The organism is Frankia alni ACN14a (assembly GCF_000058485.1).
GTDB classification, from domain to species: Bacteria; Actinomycetota; Actinomycetes; order Frankiales; family Frankiaceae; genus Frankia; species Frankia alni.
This window is the reverse complement of record NC_008278.1, coordinates 5295613-5310423: the sequence shown is the minus strand read 5'-3', so window position 1 is coordinate 5310423 and position 14811 is coordinate 5295613. Positions and strand designations below refer to the sequence as shown.

Genomic DNA, 14811 nt, shown 5'->3' with positions numbered 1-14811 from the left:
TCAGGTCGGGACGGCAAGCGCGCGCAGGAGCGTGCGTGACTCCGTCTCGGGCGGTAGCAGGCGGATCCCCGCGTGGAGCAGCACCACGCCGCGACGCCCGACGAGGACCGGATCGAGCAGGATCTCGCCGATGGCGGGAAGCTCCTCCGCGAGCCGGGCCACCCGGTGCAGGAGATCTGCCAGCGCATCGGTATCGGCGGCGGGCGCGCCGGACCCCCCGACCAGCAGCACGCTGCCCCGGATCTCATGGATCAGGTCCTCGGCGTCCCGGTCCGTCAGGGGCAGGGTGCGAGCCAGCGGATCGACGAGCAGGTCCGCGACGGCGCCGCCCAGCCGGAGTGAGAGCAGCGGGCCGACAGTCGGGTCCTGACGCAACCGGACGACGGTGGACACCCCGGCCGGCGCCATCGGCTGCACGAGCATGTCGCCGGGGCCGACCGCGGCGCGCACGGCCCGCCAGGCACCCCCGAGTTCATCCGGATCACCCAGTCCGAGTTGGACTGCTCCGACGTCGAGCCTGCTACGGAAGCGCTCGTCGGAGATCTTGAGGGCCACCGGCCAGCCGAGTGCCTCGGCCGCCGCCCGCGCCTGCGCCTCGTCGGCGACGCGAATACTGGGCCATGCTCGCAGCCCGACCCCGGCCAGCAGGGTGGCCACGGCCGGTTCCGGCAGCCAGGTGCCGTTCTTCGGATGGCGTTCGACTTCCGCGCGGGCGCCGTCCAGGTCGATGCGGTCCAGTGCGGGCACCCGGCCGTGATCCCGCGCGCGCCAGGCAGCGTGGTCGGCGGCGCGTGAGAGCGCCAGTGCGGCCGATTCCGGTGAGGAGTAGGACGGCACCGATCCTCGGCCGGCGGAGCCGCTCGGGTCCGCTACCGCGAGCGCGGCGGGGATGCCGTCCTGACCGAGATAGGAGGCAAGCACCGGCAGACCGCTGTCGGCCGCAACCTCCCGCACCGCGGCTCCGAGCCGGTCGACCTGGGCGTGTGGAGTCACCAGCGCGATGATCGCGTCGACGTCGCCCGAGGCCGCGACCAGCCGCAACGCGGCGTCGAACCGCTCGGGATCGGCCAGCGGACCGAGGTCGACCGGATTGGTGGCGTACCGGTGGCCGACGAGAGCGGCGAGTTCGGACCAGGTCTCCTCGGACAGCGCGGGGACCTCGAGTCCATAGGTACGGCAGGCGTCCGTGGCAAGCGCCGCGAGCGCGCTGCTTGTTCCCACGATGCCGACCCGTCGTCCGGCGGGCAGGGGCTGATGGGCCAGCAGCTGCACGGCGTCGAAGAGCTGGTTCAGGGTGTCCGCGCGAACCACTCCGGCGCTGGTGAAAAGCGCGTTCACCCCGGTGTCCGCGGACTCCTGGCCGCTCTTCAACGCCACGACGGGCTTGTGTCGACCGAGCTGGCGAGCAATCCGCGCGAAGCGCCTCGGATTGCCGAAGCTCTGCAGGTGCAGCATGATCACGTCGGTTCGCGGATCTGACTGCCAGTACTCCAGAAAGTCGTTCGTCGAGACGTCGGATCGGTCTCCGGCGGAGACGAAGGTGGAAAATCCGACCGCACGGCGGGCGGCGTCGGTGAGGAACGTGCCAGCCAGGGCGCCGGACTGGGTGAACACGCCGACCCGTCCGGCCGGGGGTTCCCCGACGGCGAAGGTGGCATGCAGCCGGGTGGTCGGCGCGGTGTTGATGACCCCCATCGCGTTCGGGCCGATCAGGCGCATGCCGCCGTCGCGGGCGATGCGGATGGCGTCCGCGAGCAGGGCCCGGCCCTCGTCCCCGCCGTCCGCGAAGCCGGCCGACACGACGATGACACCGCGGACCCGCTTCTGCGCACAGGTGCGCAGAACCTCGGTCACCCGCTGCGCCGGCACCGCCACGACGGCCAGGTCGATCTCGGCGGGCACTGCGTGCAGATCCTGGTAGGCGTAGACCGAGGCGACATGGGTTGCCGCGGCGTTGACCGGATAGACCGCTCCGGTGAAGCCGCTGCGGAGCAGGCGGCGGAAGACCTCGTGACCGACTGCTCCAGGCTGGCGACTTGCCCCGATGACGGCAACCGCACGAGGGTGCAGCAGCCGGTCGATGCTTCGGGAACCGTCCGGATGGTCCAGACCTCCGCCGACCCGCCCCCGGCGCGACCGGGTACTGCTCCCGGGGCCGTCACCGGTTTCCACCGGGTAGCTCACGCGGATCTGGGTGTCGTCCATGGGCGTGAGGTCGAACCCGACCGATCGCAGAACCTCCAGGACCCGTCGACTACTCGCCGGCACATCCGCGACAAGCCGACGCACACCGGCCTCACCAGCGGTGTCGATGAGGATGTCGATGAGCAGTGTGCCGAGCCCTCGTCCCTGATGAGGGCTCTCGACGAGAATCCCGAACCGGGCGTCGCCCTCGTCGCCGATCGTGCTGTACTCGACCAACCCGACGATCTGGTCGCCGACGAGGGCGCCGAGCACCGCGGATGCCCGGCTGCCGGGCGAGACGACTCGCCCGGCCAGCAGCGCGGGATCCCCCGCGGCGCCGGCGAGATCCGGGTCGTGGGGATTGGCCTCGCTCAGGCGCAGATGGAAGGCACTCAGCCGGCCGACGTCATCGGGGCCCAGCGGTCGCACCGCGACCGACCCGCCGTCGGCGAGCACAACGTCCTCGACCCAGCGTGTCTGCTCCGCGTTCGCTGCCCGGGAAGCTGCCACCTTGCGTCCTCCCGAGGCTCGAATCCGCTCGTCGCCGCCGCCCACGTCCGGCCGTGCGCGGCAGCGACCCCATGTCGGCGGGCCGGACCGCGAGGAGTAACCGCGGCCACCCGTTCCATTTCATGATCCTCTTCGTGTTCCATCGTAATACCTGGTGGTGAAGGCGGCCCTGGTCGGTTCGGGTGGAGGCGATCGCAGGGACGCCCGCTCAGACGGACCCGGATCGCACCTGGGTTGTTGATGTGACGAACGCGACAGTTCGCCTGGACTCGTCTCCATCCACCCGCGCGGACATGGTGCACCTGAACGAGGTGGCCCGAACGGACGGGCCGTGCCACGAGGGTGAGCTGCGGAACTCGGTGACCCGGAATCGTCTGTCCCGCCGTATCGCGAGTTCGGACCCGGCCGAATGCCGAAGGGGGGGCGCGGGACAATATGCGACCGGACCGGATGGGTGGTCCGGACGGGATGGTGACGTGCAGAGGTTCGACGATCGCTGGGTCGTCTCCGCAGGCGATCTTGTTGACGACCTCGAGTGCGGGCACCGGGTCGGGCTTGCGCACGCGCTCGCCACCGGCCTGCTGTCCGCCGGGGGCGACAGTGCCGGCGGCCCCGATGCCGGCAGCCCAGGGGGGCCTGCCGCCGTCACGCCCATGGCGCAGGTGATGCCCGAGGATCCGACGGGTGGCCCGACGGGACGGCTGCGGGTCAGTGCCCCGGATCCGACCGCGGTCCGGCACGGTGAGGCCCACGAGCGACGCGTGCTGGCACATCTCCGGCGATGCTTCGGCCCCGACGGGGTGGTGGAGATCCCTCGCCCGGCGCCGACTCCCGACGCCCTCGCCGAGGCCAACGAGCGGACTCGTCGCGCGCTCGCCGACGGCGCCCCGGTGGTCTACCAGGGTGTGCTGTTCGACGGTTCCTTCCACGGTCGGCCGGACTTCCTGATCGCGGCGCACCGTGACCCCGGAACCGGTGCGCACAGCGGTCCCGTTCAGCCGGGCCACTACGAGCCCTACGATGCCAAGCTCGCCCGGCAGGCCCGGCCCGGGGCTGTCCTGCAGCTCGCCGCCTACGCCCTGGCGTTGCCGTCGGTCGGCGTGGCAGTGCCGAGCATGATGCACCTCCTGCATCCCGCGCGAGAATCCGGCACTGCCGGCACTGCCGGCACCGTCGCGCCGACGGAACCGGGTTGCGTGGGCGACGGGCGTGGCGGACCTGATGAGCGGCGGGGCGGCGTCGCCGTGGTGCGTTCGTTCAGCGTCGATGACGTCGCGCCGATGGTTCGCCACATACGCAGCCGCCTCGATGCCCGGCTTGTCGAGCCGGCGGTTGTTCCTGCCCCGTCGTGGGCGCAGCCCCGTCCGGAGTGCGCAAGCTGTGCCTTCTCCGAGCATTGCGCCGAGGGTCGGGCGGCGGCCCGCGATCTGTCCCTGGTCGCGGGGCTTCGGACCGGGCAGCGGCGCGTGCTGCGCGGGGCGGGCATCACGTCCGTCGAGGAGCTCGCCGCTGCGCGCGACGAGCAACGGCCGACGCCGATGTCCGCCGCGGTGTTCGCTGGACTGCGCCTCCAGGCCGAACTACAGGCGGCGCAGGATGCGACCCGCAGCGCGGATGACCCGCTGGGGACGGTGACCGTGCGGATGGTGGATCCGGCGGGCCTCGCATCACTCCCGGTGGCGGACCCGGCCGACATCTACTTCGACATGGAGGGTGATCCGTATGCGTTGGACGCCGCCGGTCTGGAGTACCTCTTCGGGGCCGTCACGCTGACCGGGCCCCCGAGCGGGGGTGGCCCGGCCGAGGCCGCGGCGGAGGCCTTCCAGGCGTTCTGGGCACATGACCGGCACGGCGAGCGGCTGGCGTTCGAGTCCTTCGTCGACTGGGCCGTGGCGCGGTTACACGAACATCCGGGCGCCCACATCTACCACTACGCACCCTACGAGCTCAACGCGCTGCGGCGGCTGGCGGCACGGCACGGCACACGGGAGCGGCAGGTCGACGAGCTGCTCGCCGGCAACCGGCTGATCGACCTCTACGCGGTGGTCCGGCGCAGCCTCCGAGTCTCCCAGCCCTCCTATTCGATCAAGTATCTTGAGCCGCTGTTCTTCCCGGACGCGCGGCAGGCGGCGGTGAAGAACGCCGCGGACAGCATCGTGGCGTACGAGTCCTTCCTCGCGCACCGAGCCGCGGGGGAGATCGCCGAGGCCGACCGGGTGCTCGCTGAGATCGCCGAGTACAACCGGGTGGACTGCGTGTCGACCCACCGGCTGCACCGCTGGCTGCTCCGGCTGCGCCAGGACGAGGGGGTCGAGGCGCGGGGGAGCGTCGCGGTGGATCCGGGCACCCTGGGAACCGATGTTCCGGGCGTCACCGAGCCGTCGTCGCTGGCCGGCGACGACGATCCTGACGCCCTCGTCGACGCGCTGGTTGCGGGGCTGCCTCCCGAGCCGGCGGCCTGGTCGGCCGACCAGCGGGCTCGGGCTCTGCTCGCCGCAGCGGTGGGCTATCACCGACGGGAGAACAAGCCGGCCTGGTGGACCTACTTCGCGGCGTTGATCGCCGATCGGGAGAGCCTGGAGGCGGCCGACGACTGTGCCGTGCCGACCGGGTGGGCCGTGATCGAGGACTGGGAGGAGCCGTCAGGGCGGCGGCGTCGCAGCCGCCGGGTGCTGCAGGCGCGCGTCGACTCGAACCGTCCGCACCCGTTCGACCGCGGCGAGTCCGTGCGGCTGCTCTACCCGGGCCCGGCAGGCACCGCCGGTGGGACCACCGACGCTCTGGTCGAACGGGCTGAGCCGCACGCACTGCTCCTGAGGGAGAGCGTGGCACCGGACGCGGTCAGCCGCGCGCTGCCGACAGCCGTACTGCCTGGTGCTCCGGTACGGCCCGAACCCAAACCCACTGCCATCCGCGAGCTCGCCCGCCGGGCCGCCGCCGCGCTTCCCGGCCGACTGCCCGCGGAGTCGGCGACGGACCTGCTGCGTCGCGATCCACCTCGACTGCTCAGCTCGACACCCGGCCTGCCGGTACCCGAGGACGGGGACGACCAGGTCACCGCCGTCCTGGCCGCGGTCAGCGCCCTCGACGGCTCGTATCTGGCTGTGCAGGGCCCGCCCGGCGCCGGCAAGACCTATCTGGCCGGGCGGCTGATCCAGGATCTGATCGCTCAGGGCAAGTCGGTGGGAATCTGCTCAACCAGCCACAAGGCGATCGAAAACGCGATGCTCGCCGCCACCGGCCAGCCCCCGTCGTCCACCGCCGACGCCGAGCCGGGCAGGGTCAACGGCGAGTCCGGCAGGGTCAACGGCGCCGAGGGCGCCGATGGTGCCCCGCCGTGGCGTCCGCTGGTCGCCGCGGCCAAGAAGCAGCGCTCCGGTGCACCGGCAGACCCGGCGCACCGGCCACCCTGGGACACGCCGCGCGACCTGCGGGCGCTGGCGGCGTGGCGGGACGCACATCCGGACGGCCATCTCGTCGGCGACACCGCCTGGGCCTTCGCCAACACAACGCTCGCGGCCGTGCCGTTCGACGTCCTGATCATCGACGAGGCAGGACAGTTCGCGCTGGCCGACACCCTCGCGGTGGCCCCAGCGGCCCGCAACCTGGTCCTGCTCGGCGATCCGCAGCAGTTGCCGCAGGTCGTGGCGGGCATCCACCCCGAGGGTGCCGACGCTTCTGCGCTGTCACACCTGCTGGGCGACGCCGAGGTGATCCCACCCGCGCTCGGCTACTTTCTCGATCGGACCCGCCGGCTCCATCCGGCGGTGTGCGCGCCGGTGTCCGCCCTCGCCTACCGTGGCCTGCTGCGGTCTCACCCGATCGCCGCGACCCGTGCCCTTGCCGGCGTGCCTGCCGGGCTGTACCTCCACGACGTGGTCCACGCCGACAACGGCACCCGCTCCGACGAGGAGGTGTCCGCGGTGGGGGCAGTCATCCGACAACTGATGAATCGTCTGATCATCGAGGGTGCGAGTTCCCGTCCGCTGACCGGGGCGGATGTGCTTGTGGTCGCCCCGTACAACCGCCAGGTTCGAGCGATCGAACGTGCGCTCGAGGCCGCCGCCCTGCCGGGCGTGCGGGTCGGCACGGTGGACCGGTTCCAGGGCCAGGAGGCGGCGGTGGTGGTCACGTCGTTGACGACCTCCAGTGCCGACGAGGCGCCACGCGGGCTCGACTTCCTGCTTTCCCGTAACCGGCTCAACGTCGCGCTGTCCCGGGCCCAGGTGGCGGCGGTCCTGGTGATGTCGCCGGCGTTGCTCGACAGCTCTCCACGCAGTGTCGCGGAGCTCCACCTGCTCGCCGGGCTCGCCCGACTGCGGGCCATGGCCCGTACCGACCTGTTCGCGGTGCCGGCTCATCGTCCCGGCGGGCCGGCGACGGCCGCCGCGGGGGACGGCGGTTCCGGGGCCGGCGTCCCCCAGCCGGTGACCGAGGGTGCTCGCGTAGCCGTTGGGCCGCCCGCGCAGATGCATCTGCCCTTCTCCTGAGGTTGGGTTCGAGTCGGGAAAAGCTGTTACGCGCGAACGGGTCCCGACTCTCGGACAACATTCGGCGTCATGCCGTTTGTGCACTTATTTGTGCTTATCGTAAAACGGGTGCTACGATTCCCTTCGTCTTCTACAGGTCGGGGAAGGGGACGCTCGTGACAGTGGACGTGTCGGCCCCCAGTCGCGTGCAGACAGTCCTGCCGCGGGCGATCGCCCGGCTGCGCGCTTCATCGGGAGCCCATCTCACATTCGGCGGAATGGTCACACCACATTCCGGTCGATTGACCGTCACCAACGTGGACGGACCCGCACCGAGCGGACTGCTCGGTCACTCCGTCCCACCTGGGACGGGAATCGGCGGGCAGGTGGTACGGCATTGCCGCCCGGTCGTCATCAACGACCCGGCCGCGGCGAGAAGGGTTCTTCGCTCCACTGCCCCAACGATCGAGAGCAGTGAGCTGGGAGCGATTCTCGCCGTGCCGGTCTGCATGGACAGCGTGGTGGTCGCCGTGCTGTATGGAGCCATGCGGACCGAGGCGCCGTTCACCGAGGCCGCGATTCACGCGGCCATCGCCACGGCTCGACTGATGGAACGCGAGCTGGGCGCAGTCGCAGCGCGTACGGAGCCGCTGTCGACGTCGATGCCACCAGGGCATCGCGCGCCGGCTGCCAGAGCGGTGGGCGCCGTGCCGCTGCCGCGTTCGCCCGGCCAGCCACAGGAGAGTCTGCGGCTGGCCTACCGGGAGCTTCAGGAGGTCACCGAACATGTGGCCGACCCGTTGCTGCGTGGCCGGATCGGGGGCGTATCGGAGCTGCTGCGCGGTTTGCTGGACCAGGAGGCGAAGGTCGGCGGCCGGTTGGCGTTGACCCCGCGTGAGCTCGAGGTGCTGGCACAGGTCGCACTCGGCCTGTCCAACGTCGAGACCGCGCGGCGCCTCACCGTCTCACCGGAGACGGTGAAGGCATATCTGCGCAGCATCATGCGCAAACTCGGGGTCCGTAACCGGACCGCGGCGGTGCATGCTGCTCGCCAACTGGGCATGCTTCCCTGACACGGCGGCGGCTTCCGGGCTTCGTCCGGGAGGTCCGCTGGTCGGGTGAATCTCTCCCTTCGGATACGGCGCGTGGTCTGCGCCAAAGCTGAGAGTCGGACAACTTCCCGTTCTGGGAAGTCTCGTTCCGTGCCGGCGGATCCGGGAGTCACCGAATCCGCCGGCGCGGAACGGGTCGATGGTCGGACCCGCCGGCAACGGAGTGGACGGCGCTGCGGCCTCAGCCAGACCAGCGATCTTCGAGCCCGCGGGCAGGCACCGGCGTACCCGATGGCCGGGCCGGTCGTCGTGCGGGCGCCGGGGGCTCCTCCTGGGCCGGTCGGCTCTCCCTGGGCAGTCATGATGGCAGGCCCGGCGGACCGTGCCGACGGCACGCGGCGATAATCATGCGGCCTGCGCCGGGGCAATCCACGTCGCGGCCTGCCCGGATGCCCCGAGATCGCAGGCGGCGCCCGGCGGGTCCCGCGGACCCGAGGTCGATGGGCCGACCGGTACCGTCGGACCTGTCCGGTGGCCCGGGGCGCCCGGGGCCCACGTTCCCGCCAGCGGCGCACCGCGGCCATCGCCAGGGAAGTCGTGCGGCGGGCGGGAGCATGGCCGGACCTGTCCCACGCGTCATTCGGATGCGGAGTCCGGACCGCGCCTCGGTGGTCTGGCCTGGTCCGCTCGGGATCAACCTGGCACCGGGATCGTCTCCACCTGCGGCCCGAAGGTGCCCAGCGGTCGGTATCGGACCGGTCATGGCCGTGGACCTGGCAGGTGCACCCACCTGTCGCCGAACCGGGAGGTCCGCGGGGCGGTGAACCCGGGACGGGCGGGCTTCGCGGCGTCCGAAGGCCGCCGGCGGTGGCCCGACCGTCCGTCGGTCTCGTTGAAGTGGCTGCCGGAAGTCCGTAGCGTCGGCGTCCGTCCGTGAGGTTCACGCGGGCATGCGCGGGGCCGGTGCAGCCCGCTCCGCCGCACCGGCCCCGCTTCGTCCATTCCGCCGCACCGACCAGGGAGATGCGGCGGAATGGACGGCCTTTCGTCAGCCGGTCATCGGATGGTCATCGGCTGACGAGTCCCAGGGAGGCCTTGAAGCGCTCGGCGTAGATGTCCGCCTGGCGCTGCCCGGACAGTTCCTGGATGGACCTCATGATCTGCTCGGTCGCCGCCCGCTGCGCCAGCCCGGTCCGTTCGCCTGTCATGCGCGGGAAGTTCAGCGGTGTGCCGAACCGAACCTGAACGCGTCCGGGGCGTGGCAGTCGCCGGTCCATGGGCAGGACCTGGAAGGTGCCGACCAGCCCCACCGGGATGACCGGCACCCCGGTCTCCAGAGCCAGCCGCGCCACGCCGTGCTTGCCGCGATACAACCGACCGTCAGGGGAGCGGGTCCCCTCCGGAAAGATCCCCAGCAGGCCGCCCCGGCCCAGCACACCAGCGCCGGCCTGCAGCGCGGCCGTCGCCTTCCGGCGGTTGCCGCGGTCCACGGCGATCTGACCGGTCGCGGCGACGAACATCTTCCCGGCCATGCCCTTCAGGCCCGGCGTGGTGAAGTACTCACTCTTCGCAAGGAAGGTGATCCGCCGGTTGGACGCGATCGCGAGGAACGCGGCGTCGAGCACCGAAAGATGGTTGCCTGCGATAATGGCAGGACCATCGGTCGGAATGTTCTCGAGACCTTCGACCAGTGGATGCCAGAAGGCTTGGCATATCGGACTCAGTACCTTCTTCATGCAGGCGTAGGAGATTCTCGACCAGGCATCGACCCGATGTGTCACCGGGGCCGTGATCGTGCTGCCCCGCTGTGCGGGCACGAGTTGCGGAACCGCGGTGTCGACCTGTCGAACCATGGTCTGAGCCTGAGGCATTGCCGTACCACCTTCGAGATTGGCCCCCCGGCATTCCCTCCCGTCAGTGGTACGCCGCCGGAGCCGATCCCCCTCACCCGATCCGCTCGACCACAGATCTGGATTCCGGGTACTGAATGCCGCCCCGTCGACGGCTGCACCTTTCCCTACCCCCGTACGGGGGTATTTCGGAATCGAGGACCTCCCGGAGGTCTAGTTTTGAGGTAGCGACCCGGGACGTCCTCGCCGTGCTGCACGTCCGGCCACGCGGTCGTCTCGGCGCCGTCGTGCGATCACCGGGCTGCCGGGAGATCCACCGTTGCGGGGGATCCTCGAAGGGAGCGTCATGCCGTCGTTCGCCGATTCGGCGCAGCAACGCGAATCCCGGACTGATCGGGTGGCGTATGCCGCGTTGCCACGCGGACGCGATGAGGAAGATGAATGGGTGGGCCATCTACCTGCGGAAACAGGAACCGGTGGTGCTGGCCCACCGCGAGTGTCGCGCCGGGTCATGGCCTCGGTGGCCTCCATGGCCGGCGTTCCCGCACCTCCGCGTTCCCTGTTCACAGTCGCGGCGGACGCCGCCGTGTTGCACCGTGGTCGGCTGCTCGCGGCCGCCTGCCTGCTCGTGGTGGTCCTGCTGCCGTGGAACGCCGGGATCTACCACCAGCTCGCCACCGGCGGCTTCTACGCGCCGGGTGACAAGTCGACCCAGGCTGAGCAGCTCCTCGACGCGGAGTTTCCCGACGCGCCCCCGAACGTCGCCGTCATGCTCACCTCGGACGCCGGGATCGACGGCCCGACGCCCGTCCACCTCGGCCGCGAGCTCACCAGGCAGCTGGCGGCCGAGAACGGGGTGACCTCCGTCCTGTCGTACTGGCCGAACGGCTCCGAGGCGGGCAATCCGCTGCTGCGCGCGAAGGACGGTCGCTCGGCGCTCATCGTGTTCCGGCTCACCGGCTCCGAGGATCACATCCAGGATCGCCTGAGCGTGCTGCACGAGCGATACTCCCACGTGGGGCCGGGCGTGCAGGTTCGCTTCGGGGGTGCCCCGGCGGTCATGCGAGATGTCACCGAACGCAGCCGGGTCGACCTCGAGCGTGGCGAGACGACGGCTGCCCCGCTGGTTTTCCTCGTCCTGCTCTACGCCTTCGGAACGGTGGCGGCCGCCCTTCTACCGGTACTGGTCGGCGTGGTGTCCGTGGTGTCGAGTCTGGCGCTGTTGCGGCTGGCCGCGACGCTCACCGACGTCTCCGTCTTCTCGGTGAACCTGACCACCGCGCTGGGCTTCGGCCTCGCCGTCGACTACAGCCTGTTCATTCTCCGACGGTTCCGGGAGGAACAGGACCGCGGGCTGTTCCCGGGCGCGGCGCTGCGTCGCACGCTGGAGACGGCCGGGCGCACAGTGTTCTTCTCCGGCGTGACCGTGGCGCTGTCGCTGACCGCGGCCCTCGTCTTTCCGCTGTACTACCTGCGCTCGTTCGCCTTCGCCGGCATCATCGTCGTCGTGACCTCGGAGGTCGCGGCGCTGCTCGTGCTGCCCGCGGCGCTGATGGTGCTGGGGGACCGCCTCGATCGTGGGGACATCCGCGCGGCGTTGTCCCGGCGGCGAGACGCCGGTGGGCGCCGACCCGTCGGTACCCGCCGCGCGGGTGGCCACCGCTCGCGGGAGGCCTCCGCTGCGGGCCGCGGTTGGACGGCACTGGCCCGCCGGGTCATGCACCGGCCACTGCTGTACGGCGGCGCGGCCATAGCCATCCTGTTGATCTGCGCCGCGCCGCTGCGCCACCTCAATCTCGCGTTGGCCGATGACACGGTGCTGCCGGCCACCGCGGAATCGCACGTCGTGAACGATGCGATGCGCGACGACTTCATCGTCTGCCTGCCCTGCCAGATTCCGATCGTCGTGCCCGGGGTGGACGCGCGCGACCCGGTCAACGCTGCCAGACTGACCGACTACGCGACTCGACTGTCCGCACTTCCAGGTATTGCTCGCATCGACACCGTGACTGGCAGCTTCATGCAGGGAAAACGGATCGGCGCGGTGCCCAAGGTGCCCACGGGATATGTGGGTAACCACGGTGGCGCCTGGTTGTCGGTGTGGCAGGGCGACACTTCTCCGGTGTCCAGTGAGGCGAAAGACCTGGTCCGGGAACTGAAGGCGACCCCGGCACCCTTCGGTGTCCTCATGGGTGGACTTGCTCCTCATTTTCTGGACACCTCGCGCACCATTCTGCATCGACTTCCCATCGCCTTCGCGGTTGTGATGGCCGCCACCTTCCTCCTGTTGTTCCTGTTCACCGGCAGCGTGCTGCTTCCACTCAAGGCGATGTTCCTGAACTCGCTCAACCTCGCCGCGACGATCGGCCTGCTCGCCTTCGTCTTCCAGGAAGGGCACCTCCGCGGCCTGGTCGGCGACTTCCAGGTCTCGGGAACGCTCGAGATGACGAGCCCGGTACTGATGTTCTTCATCGCGTTCGGGCTGAGCATGGACTACGAGATCTTCCTGCTTGCCCGTATCCGCGAGGAATACCAGCGCACCGGCGACAACAAGGAATCCGTGGCCATCGGCCTGGGAGTGACCGGACCGCTGATCACCAGCGTTGCACTCGCCCTGGTGGTGGTCATGGTCGCGCTGTCCACCTCCCACATCAGCATGATCAAACTTGTTGGGGTGGGACTGACCGTCGCGATCACGCTCGACGTCACCGTCGTGCGGGCGATCCTTGTTCCGGCATTCATGGCCCTCGCCGGCAGGTACAACTGGTGGGCTCCGGCGCCGCTGCGACGCCTGTATGACCGTTTCGGACTGCGCGAGGACTCCGGCGAGACGGCTGTCGGCGCTGGTCCGGCTGGTGGCCCGCACGCGATGCCAGGGCAACCCGGTCTGGCTGAGGTGAACGGCATGGCCGCGCCGGCCGGTCACGGGGGCGGGTACGGGGTGTTGGCCTATGGTCTGCCGAGCCCGGGCTCATCGGGGCCGACACAGCCAGGTTCGGGGTGGAGCGGGGCACAGGGGTGGAGCGGGGCGCAGCGAGGCGGGGCGCAGGATCGGGGCGGGGCGCAACTGCCCGTCGGCACGACTGACCGGCCGATCGGAGCCGCCGGTCCCGGAGACGACGATCGCCGACTCCCCGCGTTGCCGTCCTACGCGGCGTACGTGACCAACGGCAGCCCGGCCACGGGTGGACAGTCCGACTCGGGGGCCAGGGCAACCACGAAGATCACGTATCAGCGAGGGCGTGCGGAGGCCGCCCGCTGGGACAGGCCTGCGCCCGTTCAGGCGCCGACGTGGCACTACTTCCTGCGTAACCGATGGCGGGCAGACGGCACCGCTCCGCAGGTCGTGACCGGGACACGCGGGTTCGTCATCGATGGCATCCAGGTGGACGACCCCACGGTCCTTGACGCGGACGCGCACCGCTGACGCGCGCGTAGCCCTTCCGGGCCCAAACACCGACCCGGGACGGCGCCCCCGTCCACTCCCACCCAGCCGTACCGGGCCGTTCCGGGCACTTCTGTACCCGGTCCGCGCCCGACCGGGCCGGCTGGCCTGCTGGCGAACGCGCCGGTCGAGGCTAGTGCCCGGACCCGCGAGCCCGAGCCGTCGCGCGACGGTTGGCCTTCTGCACCGCGCCGACGAGCTCACTCTTCGACATCTTCGACCGACCTGGGATGCTCAGCTCGCGGGCGATAGCACGCAGATGAGCGAGGGATGCGTTCGTGTCCACGCCCTCCGCCGTCTGCCCGCCCGCCAGAGAGTCGGGCGACTTCCTGGCGGCCTGCGCGTCCGAGGGCCCCGGCCGTGCCTTCGGCTCCCAGTGATCGCCGACCTTCTCGTGGGTGTGCTTGAGGGCGGCGAAGGCCGCCCGATGGGCCCGCTGGCCCTCGCCGTAGGTCCCGACCGCCGAGTCGTGGGTCTTCTTCCAGGTCCGGACGGCCTTGTCGGCCGAGCGGGCGATCGTCGACGGCACATCGGCACGCATCCGGTCGGCCTGCACGCGGGGGTTCTCCCGCTTCCTCACGGCCATGTCGTTCTCCTCCCGACGGCTCCTGCCGCTGGGGACTGCCTTCCCACCGCAGGCCGACTCAACGACTCGGACGGAAGGGGACTTCTCGGCCGTCGCGGCGCCCGCGCCGTCAGCGGGTCGCCACCCCGTCCACCCAGATCCGGGTGCATCCCGGTGGGCCGCCGGTCGAGGGTGATCCGGCAGACCACGTGGCCTGGCTCGGGCCGGTCGGCGCTTCGATACACAGGGTGATGCCCTGACTGTCGTAGCGTGCCCGCTGACCCGACCACGTGAACACGGAGGACGCCATGCCCGCCGCCGATCCGCCCCGTCCGCACCACCCGGCCGCTCCCTCCCGGCGCAGAGTTCTCAGCCTGGCCGGTGCCGGCGTCGGAGGGTGGGCGGCTCTGGGACTCGCTGCCGCTCCGGTGGCGGCGAGCACCGCCGGCGTGCCGGTCGCGTTCACTGCGGGCCCGGCGGGTACCCGGGTGGTACTCATCCCGCAGACACTGAGCGCGACGTCGAAGGGAACGGGCCCGGCGGCCCCGGCTTTTCGCATCGGCTACCTGGCTGTCCGCTGGAGCGCTCCGGGCGGCGGTACGGGCCCCGGGGCGGCGGCAGGGACGGAGAGCGCAGGCGCCGCGATCCGCCTCCGGCAGGTGAAAGGTGGCTACGGTTCGTGGAGCCCGCTGGCCGTCGGCTGCCCTGCGGAGCGGGACGACCGGCCGGCCGGTGC

General features: G+C 71.0%; 6 protein-coding genes. 3 read left to right on the top strand and 3 right to left on the bottom strand.

The window, feature by feature from the left end; all coding sequences use genetic code 11:
• Nucleotides 1-2694, bottom strand: coding sequence for a bifunctional acetate--CoA ligase family protein/GNAT family N-acetyltransferase (locus FRAAL_RS21375; protein ID WP_231861160.1), 2694 nt, complete (start codon nucleotides 2692-2694; stop codon nucleotides 1-3).
• A gap of 476 nt (nucleotides 2695-3170) precedes the next feature.
• On the opposite strand from FRAAL_RS21375, the gene FRAAL_RS21370 reads away from it, so the two are divergent.
• Nucleotides 3171-7184, top strand: a complete 4014-nt coding sequence (locus FRAAL_RS21370) for a TM0106 family RecB-like putative nuclease (protein ID WP_050997208.1) — start codon at nucleotides 3171-3173, stop codon at nucleotides 7182-7184.
• A gap of 155 nt (nucleotides 7185-7339) precedes the next feature.
• A complete protein-coding gene (locus FRAAL_RS21365) occupies nucleotides 7340-8236 on the top strand; it encodes a helix-turn-helix transcriptional regulator (RefSeq protein WP_041939587.1) in 897 nt (298 codons plus the stop codon).
• 1046 nt (nucleotides 8237-9282) lie between these two features.
• Here FRAAL_RS21365 and FRAAL_RS21360 read toward each other — a convergent pair.
• Nucleotides 9283-9951, bottom strand: coding sequence for a lysophospholipid acyltransferase family protein (locus tag FRAAL_RS21360; RefSeq protein WP_011606011.1), 669 nt, complete (start codon nucleotides 9949-9951; stop codon nucleotides 9283-9285).
• Between the two features lie 700 nt (nucleotides 9952-10651).
• On the opposite strand from FRAAL_RS21360, the gene FRAAL_RS21355 reads away from it, so the two are divergent.
• The gene (locus FRAAL_RS21355) at nucleotides 10652-13492 is read left to right on the top strand and encodes an MMPL family transporter (RefSeq protein WP_231861157.1); all 2841 of its coding nucleotides are present in this window, start codon (nucleotides 10652-10654) and stop codon (nucleotides 13490-13492) included.
• A gap of 151 nt (nucleotides 13493-13643) precedes the next feature.
• On the opposite strand, the gene FRAAL_RS21350 is transcribed toward FRAAL_RS21355, so the two are convergent.
• On the bottom strand, nucleotides 13644-14096 hold the full coding sequence (locus FRAAL_RS21350) for a ChaB family protein (protein ID WP_011606009.1): 453 nt from the start codon (nucleotides 14094-14096) through the stop codon (nucleotides 13644-13646).
• Nucleotides 14097-14811 lie beyond the last annotated feature (715 nt).

Bases quoted from the DNA above. Each gene is read 5' to 3' on its own strand.
- FRAAL_RS21360 (WP_011606011.1), bottom strand. From the start codon at position 9,951: ATGAAGAAGGTACTGAGTCCGATATGCCAAGCCTTCTGGCATCCACTG.
- FRAAL_RS21350 (WP_011606009.1), bottom strand. From the start codon at position 14,096: ATGGCCGTGAGGAAGCGGGAGAACCCCCGCGTGCAGGCCGACCGGATG.